The 17,746-nt window shown below is 68.0% G+C and carries 21 protein-coding genes; 9 read left to right on the top strand and 12 right to left on the bottom strand.

Annotated features, from left to right (window positions below):
- Positions 1–71 precede the first annotated feature (71 nt).
- The 5 genes from O3I_RS02815 to O3I_RS02795 are packed head-to-tail and all read left to right on the top strand — an operon-like array spanning position 72 to position 5,719.
- On the top strand, positions 72–1,625 hold the full coding sequence (locus O3I_RS02815; RefSeq protein ID WP_014981379.1) for a FadD3 family acyl-CoA ligase: 1,554 nt from the start codon (positions 72–74) through the stop codon (positions 1,623–1,625).
- Positions 1,625–2,503, top strand: a complete 879-nt coding sequence (locus O3I_RS02810; RefSeq protein WP_014981378.1) for an enoyl-CoA hydratase — start codon at positions 1,625–1,627, stop codon at positions 2,501–2,503. The genes O3I_RS02815 and O3I_RS02810 overlap by 1 nt, the downstream gene beginning before the upstream one ends.
- Positions 2,503–3,645 (top strand): acyl-CoA dehydrogenase family protein, encoded by a 1,143-nt coding sequence (locus O3I_RS02805; RefSeq protein WP_014981377.1) that lies wholly within the window; start codon positions 2,503–2,505, stop codon positions 3,643–3,645. Before O3I_RS02810 ends, O3I_RS02805 begins: the two co-directional genes overlap by 1 nt.
- Positions 3,642–4,664 (top strand): acyl-CoA dehydrogenase family protein, encoded by a 1,023-nt coding sequence (locus O3I_RS02800; RefSeq protein ID WP_014981376.1) that lies wholly within the window; start codon positions 3,642–3,644, stop codon positions 4,662–4,664. Before O3I_RS02805 ends, O3I_RS02800 begins: the two co-directional genes overlap by 4 nt.
- Positions 4,661–5,719 (top strand): acyl-CoA dehydrogenase family protein, encoded by a 1,059-nt coding sequence (locus O3I_RS02795; protein ID WP_014981375.1) that lies wholly within the window; start codon positions 4,661–4,663, stop codon positions 5,717–5,719. Before O3I_RS02800 ends, O3I_RS02795 begins: the two co-directional genes overlap by 4 nt.
- A 111-nt stretch (positions 5,720–5,830) precedes the next feature.
- Here O3I_RS02795 and O3I_RS02790 read toward each other — a convergent pair whose 3' ends face one another.
- The 6 genes from O3I_RS02790 to O3I_RS02770 are packed head-to-tail and all read right to left on the bottom strand — an operon-like array spanning position 5,831 to position 8,770.
- Positions 5,831–6,121 (bottom strand): hypothetical protein, encoded by a 291-nt coding sequence (locus tag O3I_RS02790; RefSeq protein WP_014981374.1) that lies wholly within the window; start codon positions 6,119–6,121, stop codon positions 5,831–5,833.
- Positions 6,122–6,130: 9 nt separating this feature from the next.
- Positions 6,131–6,277: a hypothetical protein gene (locus O3I_RS45325; protein WP_167829087.1), complete on the bottom strand. Its 147-nt coding sequence runs from the start codon at positions 6,275–6,277 to the stop codon at positions 6,131–6,133.
- A 59-nt stretch (positions 6,278–6,336) separates the two neighbouring features.
- On the bottom strand, positions 6,337–6,588 hold the full coding sequence (locus O3I_RS02785) for a hypothetical protein (RefSeq protein WP_014981373.1): 252 nt from the start codon (positions 6,586–6,588) through the stop codon (positions 6,337–6,339).
- An 18-nt stretch (positions 6,589–6,606) separates the two neighbouring features.
- Positions 6,607–8,121: an ADP-ribosyltransferase gene (locus tag O3I_RS42335; RefSeq protein ID WP_014981372.1), complete on the bottom strand. Its 1,515-nt coding sequence runs from the start codon at positions 8,119–8,121 to the stop codon at positions 6,607–6,609.
- The gene (locus O3I_RS46190; protein WP_014981371.1) at positions 8,118–8,426 is read right to left on the bottom strand and encodes a WXG100 family type VII secretion target; all 309 of its coding nucleotides are present in this window, start codon (positions 8,424–8,426) and stop codon (positions 8,118–8,120) included. Before O3I_RS46190 ends, O3I_RS42335 begins: the two co-directional genes overlap by 4 nt.
- A gap of 29 nt (positions 8,427–8,455) precedes the next feature.
- On the bottom strand, positions 8,456–8,770 hold the full coding sequence (locus tag O3I_RS02770; RefSeq protein WP_014981370.1) for a WXG100 family type VII secretion target: 315 nt from the start codon (positions 8,768–8,770) through the stop codon (positions 8,456–8,458).
- Positions 8,771–8,922: 152 nt separating this feature from the next.
- On the opposite strand from O3I_RS02770, the gene O3I_RS02765 reads away from it, so the two are divergent.
- The 3 genes from O3I_RS02765 to O3I_RS02755 all read left to right on the top strand — a co-directional run bounded on the left by O3I_RS02765 (position 8,923) and on the right by O3I_RS02755 (position 11,469).
- On the top strand, positions 8,923–9,396 hold the full coding sequence (locus O3I_RS02765; protein ID WP_014981369.1) for a MarR family winged helix-turn-helix transcriptional regulator: 474 nt from the start codon (positions 8,923–8,925) through the stop codon (positions 9,394–9,396).
- Positions 9,393–10,643: an MFS transporter gene (locus O3I_RS02760; protein WP_051066473.1), complete on the top strand. Its 1,251-nt coding sequence runs from the start codon at positions 9,393–9,395 to the stop codon at positions 10,641–10,643. The genes O3I_RS02765 and O3I_RS02760 overlap by 4 nt, the downstream gene beginning before the upstream one ends.
- A gap of 73 nt (positions 10,644–10,716) precedes the next feature.
- Positions 10,717–11,469 (top strand): DUF427 domain-containing protein, encoded by a 753-nt coding sequence (locus O3I_RS02755; RefSeq protein ID WP_014981367.1) that lies wholly within the window; start codon positions 10,717–10,719, stop codon positions 11,467–11,469.
- A 7-nt stretch (positions 11,470–11,476) separates the two neighbouring features.
- On the opposite strand, the gene O3I_RS02750 is transcribed toward O3I_RS02755, so the two are convergent.
- Together O3I_RS02750 and O3I_RS02745 are read right to left on the bottom strand one after the other, a co-directional pair.
- Positions 11,477–12,424, bottom strand: coding sequence for a phosphotransferase family protein (locus O3I_RS02750; protein ID WP_014981366.1), 948 nt, complete (start codon positions 12,422–12,424; stop codon positions 11,477–11,479).
- Between the two features lie 426 nt (positions 12,425–12,850).
- Positions 12,851–13,771: an AraC family transcriptional regulator gene (locus O3I_RS02745; RefSeq protein WP_014981365.1), complete on the bottom strand. Its 921-nt coding sequence runs from the start codon at positions 13,769–13,771 to the stop codon at positions 12,851–12,853.
- A gap of 240 nt (positions 13,772–14,011) precedes the next feature.
- On the opposite strand from O3I_RS02745, the gene O3I_RS02740 reads away from it, so the two are divergent.
- Positions 14,012–14,422, top strand: a complete 411-nt coding sequence (locus O3I_RS02740; protein WP_014981364.1) for a cupin domain-containing protein — start codon at positions 14,012–14,014, stop codon at positions 14,420–14,422.
- 221 nt (positions 14,423–14,643) lie between these two features.
- Here O3I_RS02740 and O3I_RS02735 read toward each other — a convergent pair whose 3' ends face one another.
- The 4 genes from O3I_RS02735 to O3I_RS02720 form a co-directional block, all read right to left on the bottom strand.
- Positions 14,644–15,579 carry an NAD(P)H-dependent flavin oxidoreductase gene (locus tag O3I_RS02735; protein ID WP_014981363.1) on the bottom strand — a complete coding sequence of 312 codons (936 nt, stop codon included), beginning with the start codon at positions 15,577–15,579 and terminating at the stop codon, positions 14,644–14,646.
- A 141-nt stretch (positions 15,580–15,720) separates the two neighbouring features.
- Positions 15,721–15,912: a hypothetical protein gene (locus O3I_RS02730; RefSeq protein WP_041562373.1), complete on the bottom strand. Its 192-nt coding sequence runs from the start codon at positions 15,910–15,912 to the stop codon at positions 15,721–15,723.
- Positions 15,913–16,007: 95 nt separating this feature from the next.
- Complete coding sequence (locus O3I_RS02725) at positions 16,008–16,337, bottom strand: hypothetical protein (protein WP_014981361.1); 330 nt, start codon at positions 16,335–16,337, stop codon at positions 16,008–16,010.
- The gene (locus O3I_RS02720; protein ID WP_014981360.1) at positions 16,337–17,551 is read right to left on the bottom strand and encodes a Rieske 2Fe-2S domain-containing protein; all 1,215 of its coding nucleotides are present in this window, start codon (positions 17,549–17,551) and stop codon (positions 16,337–16,339) included. Before O3I_RS02720 ends, O3I_RS02725 begins: the two co-directional genes overlap by 1 nt.
- Positions 17,552–17,746: the final 195 nt, after the last annotated feature.

Below are 17,746 nucleotides of genomic sequence, written 5' to 3'. Positions count from 1 at the left end.
AGGGTACCCTACCAAGCACTTGCTTTGTAGGGCGCGCACATAAGTGCCCTGCACGAACGGTAAGGACAACCGTGACAACCCCTGCACAGACGACACCGCTGGCGCTGCGGCATGCCGCGCAGACCTTCGGCGCCGCGCCCGCGCTCGCCGACGGCGCGGTCCCGCTGGACTGGACGCAACTGCACGCCGCGGTCCTGGACGTGGCGCGGGCGCTGATCGCGCGCGGTGTGCAAGCCGGCGACCGCGTCGCGATGTGGGCGCCGAACACCTACCACTGGGTGGTCGCCGCGCTCGGCGCGCACTACGTCGGCGCCGCTTTGGTGCCGTTGAACACCCGCTATGTCGCCGCGGAGGCCGCGGACGTGCTGGCCAGAGTGGACGCGCGGGCACTGTTCATCGCCGGAACTTTCCTCGGGCGCGATCGCCTGGCCGAATTACGCGCGACCGCACCGGATCTCAGCATCGAGACAGTGGTCGTCATCCCGGTCGAACCGGACACCGCGACCACCGACGCCACCGCGTTCGACTGGTCCGAATTGGCCGGGATCGCGGAGAAGGCCACGCTCGCCGAGGCCGAGGACCGCGCGTCGGCGGTCCGGCCGGACGATATCGCCGACATCCTGTTCACCTCCGGCACCACCGGACGCAGCAAGGGCACGCTCGTGGCGCACCGTCAGGCGCTCGCGGTGGTCCGAGCCTGGGCCGAATGCACCACACTGCGCGGCGACGACCGGTATCTCGTGGTGAATCCGTTCTTCCACAACTTCGGCTACAAGGCGGGCATCCTGGCCTGCCTGGTCACCGGCGCCACGATCGTGCCGCAGGCGGTCTTCGACGTGCCCGTCACGTTGCGGCTGATAAGCGAAGAGCGGATCACCGTCCTGCCCGGCCCGCCGACGATCTATCAGACGATTCTCGACCACCCGCAACGTGGCGACTTCGACCTCGGCACGCTGCGGATCGCGGTGACCGGCGCGGCGACCGTGCCGGTGGTGCTCATCGAACGGATGCGCGAGGAACTCGACTTCGACATCGTGCTCACCGCCTACGGCCTGTCCGAAGCCTCCGGGTTCGGCACCATGTGCCGCACCGACGACGACGCGGCGACCATCGCGGGCACCTGCGGCCGGCCGATCGCGGAGTTCGAACTGCGCCTCGCCGACGACGGCGAGGTGCTGCTGCGCGGGCCGAACGTGATGCTCGGCTACCTCGACGACCCCGAAAGCACCGCCGCCGCCATCGATTCCGACGGCTGGTTGCACACCGGCGACATCGGCACGGTCGACGAGCGCGGCTATCTGAAGATCACCGACCGACTCAAGGACATGTACATCTCCGGCGGATTCAACGTATATCCGGCCGAAGTCGAGCAAGCCCTCGCCAGGTTGGACGGCGTGGCCGAATCCGCGGTCGTCGGGGTGCCGGACACCCGGATGGGCGAGGTGGGCAAGGCTTTCGTCGTCCGCAAGGCAGGCGCGACGCTCACCGAAGAACAGGTGCGCGCGCACGCCACCACCGTGCTGGCCAACTTCAAGGTGCCGCGATTCGTGGAATTCCGCGATCAGCTGCCCTACAGCGCCGCCGGGAAAGTGCTCAAGCGTCAACTACGTGAGGAGATTTCGTGATGTCGGAACCGGCTGTCCCGGACGAAGGGGAAGTCGTCACCTACGAGGTGCGCGGCCGCGTCGCGATCGTGACGCTGAACCGGCCGGACTACCGCAACGCGCAGAACTCGGTGATGACCTACGCGCTCGACGCCGCGTTCGAACGAGCCGTCGAGGACCCCGAGGTCGGGGTGATCGTGTTGGCGGGCAACGGAAAACACTTCAGCGCCGGCCACGATATCGGCACGCCGGGCCGCGACCACCACGTGCGCTATCCGAACAAGGCGACGCTGTGGTGGGATCACGTCGACAAGACCGGCGGCGATCAGCGTTTCGCGCGCGAGCTCGAGGTCTACCTCGGCATGTGCCGGCGCTGGCGGGAGATTCCCAAGCCGACCATCGCCATGGTGCAGGGCGCGTGCATCGCGGGCGGGCTGATGCTCGCCTGGGTGTGCGATCTGATCATCGCGTCCGACGACGCGTTCTTCTCCGATCCCGTTGTACGGATGGGAATTCCGGGCGTGGAGTACTTCGCCCATCCGTGGGTGATGGGACCGCGCGCGGCGAAGGAGTTCCTGTTCACCGGCGACCGATTCGGCGCGGCCCAGGCCAAGGAGTGGGGCATGGTGAACCGGGTCGTGCCCCGCGCGGAACTGGAGACCGAGACGCTGGCGCTGGCCGAGAAGATCGCCACCATGCCGCGCTTCGGTCTCGCGCTGACCAAGAAGGCGGTCAACCAGGCCGAAGACCTGATGGGCATGCGGGCCGGGATGGACTCGGTGTTCGGCCTGCACCACTTCGCGCACGCACACAACGCCGAAGTCGGCGCGGATTCGCTCGGCGGCATGAACGCCAAGTCGATGAAGGCCACCGCGACCGGCGAGAACGGGGCGAAGTAGTGGACCTCGAGATCGACCAGGCGACACAGGAATTCCAGGCCGAAGTCCGCGACTTCCTGGCCGCGCAGAAACCCGCGCAACCGCTCCCCTCGATGGACACCAAAGCGGGGTTCGAGGCCCACCGCGCGTGGGAACGCACCCTCGCCGAGGCGCGCCTGTCCGTGGTCGCGTGGCCGGACGAGTACGGCGGCCGCGACGTGTCGCTGCTGGAGTGGGTGCTGTTCGAGCAGGAATACTACGCGGCGAACGCGCCGGGCCGGGTGAGTCAGAACGGCATCTTCCTGCTGGCGCCAACACTTTTCGAGCACGGCACCACCGAGCAGCTGGACCGGATCATGCCGCGGATGGCGCGCGGTGACGACATCTGGGCCCAGGCCTGGTCCGAACCCGAAGCGGGCAGCGACCTCGCGGGCATCCGGTCGACCGCGCGGCGCACCAGCGGCGGCTGGCTGCTGAGCGGGCAGAAGACCTGGAGTTCCCGTGCGGCGTACGCGGATTGGGCATTCGGCCTGTTCCGCAGCGACCCCGAAGCCGAACGGCACAAGGGACTGACCTACGTCATGTTCCCGCTCACCGCCGACGGCGTTTCGGTCCGGCCGATTCCCCAGCTGGACGGGGAGCCCGGTTTCGCCGAGATCTTCCTCGACGAGGTGTTCGTGCCCGACCGTGACGTGATCGGCGCGCCAGGCGAAGGCTGGCGGGTCGCGATGAGCACCTCGAGCAACGAGCGCGGGCTGTCCCTGCGCAGCCCGGGACGGTTCAGCGCGACCGCGCAGCGACTGATCGACCTCTGGCTGGACCAGGGTGACCAGGCCAACACCGCGCAGCGAGATGCCGTGGTGGACGCCTGGATCGGGAGCGAGGCCTACCGCCTGCACACCTTCGGCACCGTCACCCGGCTCAACGAGGGCGGCAAGCTCGGCGCGGAATCGTCGATCACCAAGGTGTTCTGGTCCGAACTCGATATCGCGATGCACGAGACCGGACTCGACGTGCTCGGCGCCGCCGCGGAACGCTCCGGGCCGTGGACCGACGGCTACCTGTTCTCGCTTTCCGGCCCGATCTACGCGGGCACCAACGAGATTCAGCGCAACATCATCGCCGAGCGGCTGCTCGGACTACCGAGAGGAAGCAGCCGATGAGGTTCGCGCTCAGTCCCGAACAGCTCGACTTCGGCGGCAGCGTACGCAAGCTGCTCGACGCCGGGCGCACGCCGGCGGCCGTGCGCCATTGGGCGACCGGTGATCCGCGGCCCGGCCGCGCGCTCATCCGGCAGCTGGCCGGGGCCGGTGTGCTCGGTCTGGCCATCGATGACGAACACGGCGGGGTCGGGGCCGAACCGATCGATCTGGTGGTGGCGTTCATCGAACTCGGCCGGGCCGCCGCGCCCGGACCGCTGATCGAGACGGCGGCCGCGATACCCGCTCTCCTGCAAGCACTCCCCGACAGCGAACCCGCCGCGCGCTGGTTGCCCGGCCTCGCCGAAGGCAGCGCGCTGGGCACCCTCGCGTGCACCCCGCCGGAACAGAGCAGCGTCGCGCTGGACGCCGACACCGCCGAAGTGGTGCTGATCGCCGACGGCGCGCGGCTGTCCACCGCGCAACGCACCGGAACCATCCGATCGATCGACCCGGCTCGGCGGTTGTTCACCGTCGCGGCCGACGAACCGGTCGCCGAGGGCGACGCGGTGCGCGCGGCCGTGGCCACCGCCTTCGATACCGGGGCGCTGGCCTGCGCGGCCCAGCTGCTCGGCGCGGGCCGGGCATTGCTCGACGCCACCACCGGATATGCCAAGCAGCGCAAGCAGTTCGGCAAGCCGATCGGCGAGTTCCAGGCCGTCAAACAGAAGCTCGCCGATGTGCTGATCGGGCTCGACCTGGCCGAACCGCTGCTCTACCGCGCCGCCCTCACCATGGCGACACCGACCCGCGGGCGCGACGTCTCCGCGGCCGTGATCGCCTGCGGTGATGCGGCCTACCGGGCTGCGCGCGCGGCCCTGCAGGTGCACGGCGCGATCGGTTACACCGCCGAATACGACCTTTCGCTGTGGCTCACCCGGGTCACCGCGCTGCGCTCCGCCTGGGGCACAACAGATCTGCATCGCGGCCGGATCGCCCGCGCGTTGCGCGACGAGGCGACGGCCGAGCGAGGAACGGCATGACGAATACCGAACACCAGGAGTTCACCGCCTCGGTGCGCGCACTGCTCACCAAGCACGCCGGATCCGCGGCGGTGCGCAAGGCGATGGACACCGAACTCGGCTACGACCCCGCGCTGTGGCGGCTGCTGTGCGAGCAGATCGGCGTCGCGGCGCTGGCCGTGCCCGAGGAGTACGGCGGGATCGGGGCGAGTTTGGTCGAATCCCTGCTGGTGGTAGGCGAACTCGGGCGCACCCTGGCCGGGGTGCCGATGCTCGGGTCCGCCGTGCTCGGCGCACAGGCCGTGTTGCTTTCCGGCGACGCCGAGGCGTGCGCGCGGCTCCTCCCCGACGTCGCGGAGGGCACCCGGACGTTGGCGGTCTGCTGGGCGGGCGAAAACGGCTGGGACGAAGCCGGAGTCCGCGAGGCGGACGGAAAGCTCACCGGTACCGCGCATTACGTGCTCGACGGCGTGGCTGCCGACACCCTCCTCGTCGTCACCGCGAGCGGCCTCTTCGAGGTTCCGGCGGACGCGGCGGGCGTAACGCGGCGGACGGTGCCCACCATGGATCCGACCCGAAAACTGAGCAGCATCACCTTCACCGAGGTGCAAGCGCGCCGCCTCGGCACCGGCGACCCGGTCGCCGTCCGCACGCGACTGCGGGAAATCGCTTGGGCCGCAATCGCCGCCGAGCAGGTGGGGGCCGCCGAACGCTGCCTCGAGCTGACCGTCGACTACACCAAATCCCGCGTCCAATTCGGCCGCGCCATCGGCAGCTTCCAAGCACTCAAGCACCGCATGGCCGACATGTACGTGCTGCTGGAATCCGCCAAATCCGCCGCTCAGGCCGCCACCCTCGCGGTCACCGACCAGTCCCCCAGCGCCGCCGAAGACGTCTGGGTCGCCCGCCTGCACTGCTCCGACGCCCTCACCACCATCGTCGCCGAAACCGTCCAACTACACGGCGGCATCGCCATCACCTGGGAACACGACGCCCACCTCTTCTTCAAACGCGCCCACGGAGACGCCCACCTCTTCGGCACCCCACCCCGACCCATCCCCCCGCTTTCGGCGTGAGCGAGGTTCCCGCACCCGTTCCGTGTTCCCGCACCCCGACTTGCCGGGAGACACGCCGGGTTCAGAACAACGAGGGGTGCGGGAACGGGCACTCGTCAACCTGGGTGCCGGTTACTGGCGCTGCTCGCCGTCCGTGGGGATCCGATGTTGTCCGCTGCTGTCATCGGCAGGTGGTGCGGGAGGTGCGTACCGGGTGCTGTCGTCCCAGTCGGCATCATCATTCCAGTCCTCGTCCCCGAAGCGGCTCGACAGATGGATACGTTTCTCGGGTGGCACGGCCTCGCGCCGAGCGTTGAACTCGGCCCATCCCGCCGCGATTTCTGCATCCCGCTCTGGGTCGCGTGGAGGCAGTCCCAACTCTTCGCGGCTGCTGAACTTGCGGCCTTTGTAGTACTCGGCCATCGGTTCCCCCTACAGGATCTCGTTCATGTGGATGATGATTCGCCCGCTCGGATCGTTCCCCACGACCTGGCGGACATCGAAGTCGGTTCCGGACTTGGGCCGGTCGAATGCGGCCTCAGGCGTGCGTGACGCGGAGGTGAAACCGAGCTCGGTCACGATGTCACCTCGGTTGAACTTCCCTGCCCTCGCGATGCGGTCGGACGCTATACAGGAACCTATCCCCAGTACTCTCCGCGTTTCTTCCGTTCCTCCACATCGGCCCAATAGGCGGCTTCGTCGGCCGTCCCTATCTTGTCCTCATCGCCGAATCGATCCCGCAGATGAATTTGTTCTTCCGGCGGGACCGCGTCGCGAGCCCGATCGAACTCCTCCCACCCCCGCCGCTGTCGCTCCAGTTCTTCCGGGGGAATTTCATAAGTGGATTCCTCGGGCGTCCGAAACGTCTTTCCGTTGAACTTCTCAGGCATCGCGATACTCCCCTGCCGTTATCGAGGTATTTCTGACATACGAATGATGAGACGACCGTCCTGCTCGAAGCGATCCGTTACCTTGAACGGCGTTCCGCTCTTGAACAGCACTTCCAGTTCTTGCGGTGCGGTCGAATGGTGACCGATATAGCGGCCGTCGGTCGACCAGATCCGGAACTCGACCGGACGATCCTTCGCCGCGGCGGGAGTCGCCGAGGACGAGGTGAAAGCATCCTCAGTGACCTCGCTCCCCTTTTCATATTTGGCCAGCTCCTCGGCGGACAAGTCCGTACGTCGAGTGACCGGGCCGTCATACTTCGGCAACTCGTCGAGCACGCGGTTGAGCTCGTCCACCTGCGCTTGCTGAGCCGGGGTCAGCTTTTCGCCACTACGCAACGCTCCGTTGATCTCGCCACTTGACCCGGTGTACCGGCCGATGATGTCCCGGTCTGCTTGTGACAGTTCTGTGCGGGGAACACCTGGTGGGTGCTCGATCTTCGGTAAGACCACATCGGCAGGTTTCGGGGGCGGGTCCGCCTTCGGCTTCAACTTCCCCGCCGGGCCCAATTCCTCCAACCGTTCGCATTCGCGGACGTGGCGGGCCAGGTCTTGGTCGAATTTCACGCCGGCGGCGATGCGGCGGCGGGTCTGCCACTGCTCGATGATGAGGCGCATGGGGCGGGCGTAGCGGGCGCAGATGGCGGCGGCGCCGGCGACGCCGATCGCGGCGCCTGCGCCGAAGGTGATGAAGGAGGAGGCGACGGAGATGGCGGCGGTGATCGCCAGCTCTTGGATTAGGGCGTCGCGCACCATTTCGAGCTGTTGTTTGAGCAGGTCGCGGAGTTCGTCGAGGGCGGCGCGGTGGTCGCGGCACGATTGGGCCAGGTCGCCCATGGCGGTGAGCGCGGCCTCGGCGGCGGCTTTCAGGGCGCGGAGATCCTCGTCGATGAACTCGACCTCCGGCGCGGCCACGTCCTGGAACGCGACCGCGGCGGCCTCGAGGATGGCCGGAAACCCTGCCGCGCCTTCGGCATTGCGGGCCGCATCCCAGGTCAATGCCGCGTTGGAAATGGTGGTGGCGTTGCCGTCGGGCACGGTGAGCCCGATCTTCTCGACCAGACCGAGGCCTTCGTCGAGCAGGCCGCTGCCTGGTCCTCCCGCCGACGGCAGTGGGACTCGGCAGTTGAGGACCGGGTACATCGGGGTCGGCGGTTTGACCGGTGCGGGCCCGGCGTCGATCGTGGCACCGTGCTCATCGAGCGCTCGCTGGTAGCCGCAGTTGTTGAGCACGATGGCATAGGCGTGCGCCGCCGAAGCCACCTTGGTGACCATGGCCAGGATGTCCTTGGCCCGCTGGTCGTAGCTCTTGCCCCACTCCTTGCCGTCGGTGTACGAGCCGGCCATGTCGGTGGCCTTGGCCATTTCCGGCCAGCGGGCATCGATCGCCGACCACCAGGCTGCGGCGCCGGCCGCGATCTTGGTGGCGGCGTCGTAGTAGACGGCGGTGTCGACGTCGAGGACCGTGCCGGTCATTGCGCGGGCCCGCCGCGTCCCAGGGCGGAGAGGATGGTCACGGTGCCGTCCGCGTAGGAGGTCCGGGCCGCGGCGGCGGCTTGATGCATCTTCGCCAGGCCCGCGGCGATCTCGCCGGCCGCGGTGGTCCATTCGGCGTGCGCGGTGGCGTGCGCGTCGGCCGATTTGCCGGACCAATTGCGCTGAACGGCGGCGATACGCTCTTCGACCTCGCGCAGCGTCTCGGTGACGAACTCGTCCAGACCGCCCAATTTCGCCGTCACCGCTTCGATATGAGCCAGGTCGGCCCGATACTGTTCGGCCATTTCTGTGGTCCCCCTTCGGTTTCGATGACTCAGGGCAGATCCAGCGAGCTCACCGCCGTGGCAGTCCCAGTGTCGGTGACTTGGCTGCGGTCGACCACCACCCCGAGCAGTTCGGCCATGTCGGCGAGGGCCTCGAACACCGACAGGGCGGCGCGATGGGTTTCGTCCCAGGCGGCGGCGTAGGCGGTGGCGGCGGTGCCGTGCCAGGTCGTCATCAGCCCGTCGACCTCGGCCGAGCCGGATCGCAGACCTGCGACCAGGTTGGCGGCGGCCTGCTGGACGTAACGCCCGGCATCGGTCACTTCGTCGGGCACCAGGGCGAAGGTAACGGCGGGGTCGGTCACGGTGCGGCTCCTCCCGGGGACTTGATGAAAAGCTACCGTCGGGAAGCAGCGGGCGCATAGCCGCCTCGGCTGGGGCCGACGCCGACCGGGCCTTTTCGAGTCGTGATCGGGTTCACGATACTTACATAGTTAGCTTATGTAATAATATTCTGGTGCAGCGTGCTCAGGAAACCACAGCGGATGACATCGTCGTCGATCTACTCGTGACCGCGGGCAGGCTCACTCGGCTGGCCGGGGTGATCAGCCGCGACGACCTGCCGCGAGCCGTATTGCGCGCGCTCGCCGTGCTCGACGAGCACGGCGCGGTGCGGGTGAGCGAGTTCGCCAGGATCGATCGGTGTTCGCAACCGGCGGCAACGACGCTGATCGGGCGACTGGTCGCGGACGGATTCGCGACCCGGCGCAGAGACCCGGACGATTCCAGGGCGGTCGTCGTCGAACTCACCCCGGCCGGGCGCACTCGGCTCACCCAGGCGCGTCAAGCCTTCGCGACCGCGCTCACCACCCGGCTCGAAGGCTTCGACACCGCGCGGCTCGCGCAACTGGACACCGATCTCAACGAACTGCTGGAGGCCCTGAAAACGGCTACGCGACAGCAACATCCGATATCGAGGGAACATCGATGAGTAGCACTTTGGCACCTGACCGCGCCGTGGGCGCGGACCCCACCGAACCCACCCGGCAGCCGAAAGCCGTTTGGGCCGTTGCCTTCGCGAGCGTCATCGCGTTCATGGGCATCGGACTGGTCGACCCCATCCTGAAACCGATCGGCGAGCAGTTACACGCCTCGCCCTCGCAGGTGTCGCTGTTGTTCACCAGCTACATGCTGGTGACGGGCGTGGCCATGCTGATCACCGGCGTGGTGTCGAGCCGGTTCGGCGCGAAGAAGACGTTGCTGGCCGGGCTGGCCATCATCATCGTGTTCGCGGCGCTGGCCGGAATGTCCAGCACTGTCACCCAGATCGTCGGTTTCCGCGCGGGCTGGGGTCTGGGCAACGCCCTGTTCATCGCGACGGCGCTGGCCACCATCGTCGGCGCGGCCAGCGGCGGCGTCGCCCGCGCGATCATCCTCTACGAGGCGGCGCTCGGCATCGGCATCGCCACCGGCCCGTTGCTCGGCGGCGTGCTCGGCGGAATCAGCTGGCGTGGACCGTTTTTCGGAGTGTCCGTGCTGATGGCCGTAGCGCTGATCAGCATCGTGACGCTGCTGCCCGAGGGACCGAAGCCGACCCACCACACCTCGATCGCCGCGCCGTTCCTGGCGCTTCGGCACCGCGGACTGCTGACCGTCAGCCTCACCGCGCTGCTCTACAACTTCGGTTTCTTCACCCTGCTCGCCTACACCCCGTTCCCACTGGACATGGGCACCTACGCGATCGGTTTCATCTTCTGCGGCTGGGGCGTGCTACTCGCACTCGCCTCGGTCTTCCTGGCGCCGCGCCTGCAGCGGCGGTTCGGATCGCTGCCGATGATGGGCCTGTCGCTGGGGCTGTTCGCCGCCGATCTCGCGGTAATGGCGGCGTTCGCCGAGCACAAGCCGGTGCTGATCGCCGGGACCGTGCTCGCCGGACTGTTCCTCGGCGTGAACAACACCCTGATCACCGAGGCCGTGATGATCTCCGCGCCGGTCGAGCGGTCGACCGCGTCGGCGGCCTACAGCTTCGTGCGCTTCGCCGGTGGCGCGGCCGCGCCCTACCTGGCGGGCAAGCTCGGTGAGCACAGCATCGCGCTGCCGTTCTGGGTCGGCGCCGCCTGTACCGCAGGCGCGGTGCTCGTCCTGCTCGCCGGTCGCGCGGCGCTCGCGCACATCGACGAGCACGATCCCGCGCCGCACAGCGTCGACGAGGCCGAGGCGATCACCGTCGGCGACTGAGATTTCCGCTACGCACGGCTGCTCGAATCCGTACCCCGGATTCAGGCAGCCGTGCCGCGTACCCTCGGGTGGTATGGGCGATACGCAGCGCGGCCGGGTGAAGATCGAGACGAGCCAGAAGCGGGTGCGGGTGTTCCTCGGCGGCCGCGTTGTCGCCGATACCGCGCATCCGGTGCTGGTCTGGGAGAGCCCGCACTATCCGACGTACTACCTGCCGGTCGCCGACCTGCACGCGAAACTCGAGCCGACCGGCAGCACCCGCCACTCCCCCAGCCGCGGCGACGCGGCGGAATACGACGTGGTCGTGGACGGCACCACCGCACCGGCGGCCGCGCTGCGCTACCACGACTCCCCGCTGCCCGAGCTGAACGAGCTGGTCCGGCTGGAGTGGAACAAGATGGACGAATGGTTCGAGGAGGACGAGCCGGTCTACGTCCATCCGCGCGACCCCTACACCCGGGTCGATGTCCTCGGCAGTTCCCGGCACGTGCGCGTGGAAATCGACGGCGTCACCGTCGCCGATTCGCATTCGCCCCGCATCCTCTTCGAAACCGGCCTTCCCGCAAGGTATTACCTGCCGATGACCGACGTCCGGATGGATCTGCTGCACCCCTCGGACACGCACACCAGCTGCCCGTACAAGGGCACCGCGGACTACTGGACCGTCCGTGTCGGCGAGCAGGACTACCAGGACTACGTCTGGGGCTATCGCACGCCACTACCCGAGAGCCAGAAGGTCGCCGGCCTGGTCTGCTTCTACAACGAGAAGGTCGACATCTATCTCGACGGCGAACTCCAGGAACGCCCGCGCAGCCCGTTCAGCTGAAACCCGCTCAGCGGTAGCCGGTGAGGCCGTCGGCGAGTTCGTCCGCGTCACCGTCGCGGTGGGCGTCGAGAGCTTGTTGGAGGGCGAAAGTCCCTCGGATGGTGGCTATTCGGACGGCGAGGTCGTCGGCGGGCGCGGTCATCCGCAGGATCGTGTCGAGGACCCTCTCGCCGTAGCTCGCGGCGATGGCGGCGAAGTCCTCGGCGGGGTCACCGAGGCACACGCCGTCCCAATCGACGACGCCGCAGAGTATCGGGTCATGAGTTTCGTTGTCCCACAGCAGGTTTTCACCGCCCAGGTCGCCATGCACGACGGCCTCGGTGCGGTGCGGCAAGGCACCGAGCGCGGCGAGTTCGCGATCCGCGCGGGCGCGTCCGGCGGCTTTCATCAGCGGATACAGTTCGGCACGGACGTCGTCGGCGAACCGTGTCCAGCGGTCGGCGGGTGTCGTCGGCAATGCCGAGTGTTGGTCGGCTCCGGCTGCGGACAACGCAGATAGGAGGGCATGGCATTGCCGCGCAACCGATTCCGCGGCACGCACATCGCGCAGCACCGTCGCCGCCAACGGTTCGCCGCTGACCCGCGTCATGACCAGGTACGGCGGGTCGTCGGACACGTCCACCAGCCGCGGCACCGCTATCCGGGGCCTGTTCACAGAGGTTGTCTGCAGTTCACAGAGGGACTCACCGCACGACACACCGGTGCTCGGTGCAGAAGGTCTGTGACCCCGAAATTCCTGCGCCGCAACCAACTCCAGCCCCGCGACGGCCCGCAACGCGGCCGCACGCAGCGGGAGCCGCGCCGCGGCGGCCGCCGTGCGGGCCAGACAGACCACCCGGTCGGCACCGATCACCAGGTAGTGGAACTGCCCTTCGCGCACCGTCAGCTCGGACACTCGTGCACCTGGCAGCACACCCTCCAGTAACTCCCGATGTTCCTCGATCACAGCGTCCACCCGTCCACTCTTGCCGGTAGCGCACCCCACCACCACCGATTTCCCGCACCCCTCCTGCCCTTTCGCACGCGTTTCCGCATGTCGGAGCGAGTGCGGAAAGTCAGAAGAGGTTCGGGAACCGATCAACGCGCGAGAAACCCTCCTCGTGGGACGCCGAATGGCGCGCGGCGAGCGAGAAACCGGTCAGCTCGCGAGGAGCCGGTCAGCGCAAAGCGAGCTCGCCGCAAGCTGGCCAGCTTGCGGCGAGCTGGTCGGAGTGTGCGGAGCCCATCAGCGCATGAGGCCAACCAGCACGCGGGAAGCCGACCGGCACGGGGCGAGCCGGTCGAGGCGCGAAGCCGGTCAGCGCGTGGCGGGCCGGAAGGGCACGGGGCCGGTCAGCGCGCGTGGCGCCTGCTGCGCGGGAAGCCGGTCAGCTCGCGGGGATCAGACTGCGACCAGGGGTGGTTTGTCGGCGGCGGTGCGGTATCGGCCGGGGGCGAGGCCGTATTCACGCTTGAATGCTTTGGCGAAGGCGAATTCTGAGGTGTAGCCGACTTTGCGGGCGATGGCGCCGAGCGAACCGTTGGTTTCGCGCAGGAGGCGGGCCGCGGTGAGCATGCGCCATCTGGTGACGTAGGCGAGTGGTGGTTCGCCCACTGTGGCGGAGAAACGGCGGGCGAGGGTGGCGCGGGAGACGCCGGCGACCTCGCTCAGGTCGGGGACGGTCCACGGGCGGGCCGGTTCTTCGTGGACCGCCCGGAGCGCTGCGGCGACCGCCGGGTCCGCGAAAGCGCCTGCCCAGCCGGAGGTTCGGGCACCGGCCTGCTCTTCGAACCAGGCGCGCAGGACGAACAGGAGCAGCATTTCGAGTAGTGCGGGGACCGCGGCGTCGCTCCCCTGGCGCGGTTCGGCGATCTCCGCGGCGAGCAGGTCGACCGCACCACGCAAGGCCGGATGCCGGCCGGGACGCGCTGGGAGATGGATGAACTCGGGCAGCTCGTCGAGCAGCGGATGACTACGCTGCCTGCCGAGTTCGTAGGCGCCACAAAGCAATGCGGTCCGCACGCCGGGGCCCTGGATTTCTCGCGGTTCGCCGGGGCGCGCGGTTTCGGTGACGGCGCTGTCCAGCCGGTCGATCAGGACGTGATCGGCGCCCCGCGGCATGAAAACCACGTCCCCGGCCCCGAGCGCCATCGGTTCGCCCCCGGCGGGCGGCACCAGCCAGCACGAACCCTGCAGCACCACATGGAAACCCGCACCCGGGACAACCGGATAGCGACGTCCCCACGGCGCATGCCGGACAAACATGCCGGAGGTCGGGCTACCGGTCCGGATCGCGGCGATGGTTTCACTGAGCACGTCCACTCTCGCACCATAGCGCTCCCGCACTGAGCGTTCGAAACATAGATTAGAGCGATACAGCCATTGGAAGTCTCAGGCAATCGCCATAGATTGCCACCCATGACAACAGGATCGCCTTCTACGGCATCACCGGCGGTTACGGCCGCACCGAGCTGTACTGTAGCGCGACCGGTCCGCCCTGGTCACGCCATTTTCCACGCGTGCAACCGGCGCGCCCGCCCATGATCAGGCATAGTCGGAACAGTGACAGACACCCGACCCGAACTCGCCGCCACGTTGGACCTCGCCCCGCACCCGGAGGGCGGCTGGTTTCGCGAAACATGGCGCAGCGCTGTGGAATTCACCCCCGAAGGCTATGCGGGCAGCCGCGCCAGTGCGACCGCGATCCACTTCCTGCTGTTCCCCGGCGAACAGTCCGCCCCGCATACCGTGCGCTCCGACGAGCTGTGGCTGTGGCATCGCGGCGGGCCGCTGGTGCTGAACATCGGCGGCGAGGAGGTCATCCTCGGCCCCGAAGTGGAGCGCGGACAGGTGTTGCAGGCTGTCGTGCCCGGCGGGGTCGTCCAGGCCGCGCGCCCCGCGAGCGACGAATACGTCCTGGTCAGCTGCATCGTCTCGCCCGGCTTCGATTTCGCCGACTTCCACATGGATTGACCTCGGTCGCCGACGAACTCACGGCAGGCCTGCTCGACCAGTGCCGTGTGGGTCGACCTCGATCGCCGTCGACCTCGCGGCAATTCTGCTCGGCGAGTGCGGATGGGTCTCGGTCGCCGACGAACTCACGGCAGGTCCGCGCGACCGGTACCGCGCGGATCGACCTCAGTCGCCGACGAACTCACGGCAGGTCCGCGCGACCGGTACCGCGCGGATCGACCTCAGTCGCCGACGAACTCGCGACGGGTCCGCTCGACCAGCGCCGCGACGCCGAGGATCTCACCGACCCCGGAGGCGGAATGCCCCGCACTCCAGACGTCGGTCCAGTTCTTCGGCGCGTCGGCGCCGGCGAAGTGGGCCGCGAGGTCGAAGGTGCCGGCGCGTAGCGCGGCGACGTCGATGCCGAGCGCCCGCATCGAGCCCGCCAGCATGTTGGTCGGCAGGCCGGTGAAGGCGGAGGTGAGCACCACGTCGTCGAGGCCGGAGGCGGCCACCAGCTCCTTGTGCGCGGGGTCGGCCATGCTCTCGGCCGTCGCGAGGAACTTGGTGCCCATGTAGGCCAGGTCCGCACCCAGTGTAATCGCGGCGCGCAACGCGACGCCGTCGGCGACCCCGCCCGCCAAAACCACCGGTCCGTCGAAGAATTCGCGCACCGCGCGGACGAAAGCGAACGGATTGGCCCAGCCGGTCTGCCCGCCCGCGCCGGCGGTGAGCAGGATCAGCCCGTCGGCGCCGCATTCGAGCGCGCGCACCGCGTGGTGCACCGACGCGACGTCCGCGAGCACCAGCGAGCCGACCTCGTGTAGCGGCCGCACCACGTCGCGCGGGGTACCGACCGAGGTGATCACGATCTCCCTCGGCTGCTCGCACAGCGCCCGCAGGTCCGGCTGCAATCGGGCGTTCCCCGGATGCACGATCAGGTTCGCCGCGACGGGAGCCGGGCGCGCTCCGCCGGCGGTCAGCGCGGCATCGATCTCGGCCAGCCACTGTGACAGTTGTTCCGGCGTACGGGCATTCACCGTCGGGAACGAGCCGATCACGCCCGCCCGGCAGGCCGCGATCACCAGCTCCGGCCCGGAGACCCGGAACATCGGCGCGGCGATCAACGGGACCGTCAGCCGTGCGGTGAGTTCGGCGAACCTCACGTCATCGGACATCTGTGCCCCCTTCCGGAACAGCTATGCCCGGACACTAAAGCAACCGGCGGGGCGAGAAGAAGCCGCGCGACACCGCTTTGGCGGTGTGCCCATAGAACGGCAGGGGAACTCGGCAGATCGCCCTGCCCGAACCGGCATTGCTCAAGAGACCGCTTGCAGGTCCGCGAGTAGCTGCGCGTAGTGCGCGCAGAGCAGCGTGATCTCGTTGCCGTGCTCGGCGCGCAGGCGCTCGAGATTTTGCACCCGGCGCTCGTGCAGGACGTCGGTCACCCGTTGAGAGAACTTCAGGCCCACCGGCGCGGTGCCGTCGTCGAACAGCTGACCGCGGTGCATGAACGCGTCCCCGCAGTGCAACTGCCAGCGATCGCCCGGCTGGACCGCGACACCGCTGTGCCCGCGCGTGTGTACCTGGCCGAGCGTCCGCCGACCTACTCCGGCACCTCGAGCACGCCCTCGTCCACGGCCCACTTGATGGTCTTCTCCAACTGTGCGCAGGTGTCGGGGCGGCCGGGCTGCGCACCGTTCTTGCTGAGTTCGGCGAAGACCGGGCAGTGCGTCTGCGGTGGTTCGGTCCACTGGACCGAGGTCTGGTGCGCGCTGCTCTTGCGCACCAGCACTTGGCTCTGGCAGGCCTGGCACCGCAGCGGTGTCAGGCCCTGCTCCAGATAGCGCTGCTTGTCGACCACCGTCTGGGCGCGCACTTCGGCCTGCCGAGCGGGCTGATCGGCGAAGTCGGGTGCTTTCGCCCAGCGGACCATCAGACCCCGGCCTCCGCCTGCTTGCCCTCGGCCTCGTCGGCTTCGCGCTTGCGTCGCAGGTTCTCCGCGACCTCGGCCTCCCACGCCTCGTTCGCCTTGGTGGTGTCCACCTCGAACTCGAAGCGCTGCGTCATCTTCTCGGTGACGTCGGCCGCGTCCACGTAGAACTGGTCGTACCAGCGGCGCAGCTGGTACACCGGGCCGTCTTCCTCGCACAGCAGCGGGTTCTCGACCTTGGACTTGTGCTTCCAGATCTCCACGTCCTGCAAGAAGCCGACGCTGATGCCCTCGGTCATCTTCGCGGCCAGCTTGTCGGCCATCTCGCCCTCGACGCCCTGCGGCTTCTCCAGCGTGATGCCCCACTGCAGGACGAAGGAGTCCTGGGTGACCGGGTAGTGGCAGTTGATCAGGACGCTCTTGACCTCGTAGCCGCTGTAGATGTTGATCAGCGGATTGATCATGTAGGACGGCCCGAAATAGGACGCTTCCGACTTGAGCAGGGTGTCGCCGCCGTACTTGGACGCCATCCCGATGTCCGGCCTGCCCTTGGTCTCCAGGAACTGGGTGGCGATATGCCCCTCGAAGACGTTCTTGAAGTAGGTCGGGAAGGCGAAGTGGATGTAGAAGAAGTGCGCCATGTCGACCACGTTGTCGATGATCTCGCGGCAGTTGGCGCCCTCGATCAGCATCGAGTTCCAGGTCCAGTCGGTCCAGCCGCTGTCGAGCTGCTCGGTCGGGTTGCCGTCCGCGTCGGTGTACGGGCCCTCGATGTGCGGGATCGTCACCTCCGGCGGCGGCTGGCTGCCCTCGAAGTCCTGCCAGACGAACAGCTGTCCGTTGCGTTCCAGCGTGGTCCACTTCCGGGTACGTGCGAGCGGGGGCACCCGCCGGCCGTACGGGATCGCGGTGCATTTGCCGTTCGTGCCGGACCAGCGCCAGTCGTGGAACGGGCAGGCGATGTCGTCACCCTTGACCTCGCCCATGCTCAAGTCGCCACCCATGTGCCTGCAGTAGGCGTCGAGCACGCGCAGTTCACCGAAGCTGTCGGCCCAGATCACGAGCTTTGTGCCGAAAACGTTGACCGCGTGCGGTTTCCCGTCGCGGAACGTCTTGGCCAGGCCGAGGCAATGCCATCCCCGTGCATAACGGGTGGGTGCGGTGCCGACATCTAGCTCCCGGACCTTCGCACCGCCCCCCTGTGGGGTAACTGCCATCGCGAATCCTCCTCCTTCTGTACTAGAACACGTTACAAAAATGTCGCGTTCCATGCCAGCGATTCCGGTCACTTCCTGCACATGTCCATCAATGCGGCGGGATCAGCACCCGTTCTCGACATAAATAGGAACCTGTTCTAGTCTCAGAGGCAAATGACTACCGGTTATCAATCGACCAGGCAGGAGCAGGTCCCG

Origin of the sequence: Nocardia brasiliensis ATCC 700358 (assembly GCF_000250675.2) — a bacterium.
In the GTDB taxonomy this organism is placed as follows: Bacteria; Actinomycetota; Actinomycetes; order Mycobacteriales; family Mycobacteriaceae; genus Nocardia; species Nocardia brasiliensis_B.
This window is presented reverse-complemented; position numbering and strand designations above follow the sequence as displayed.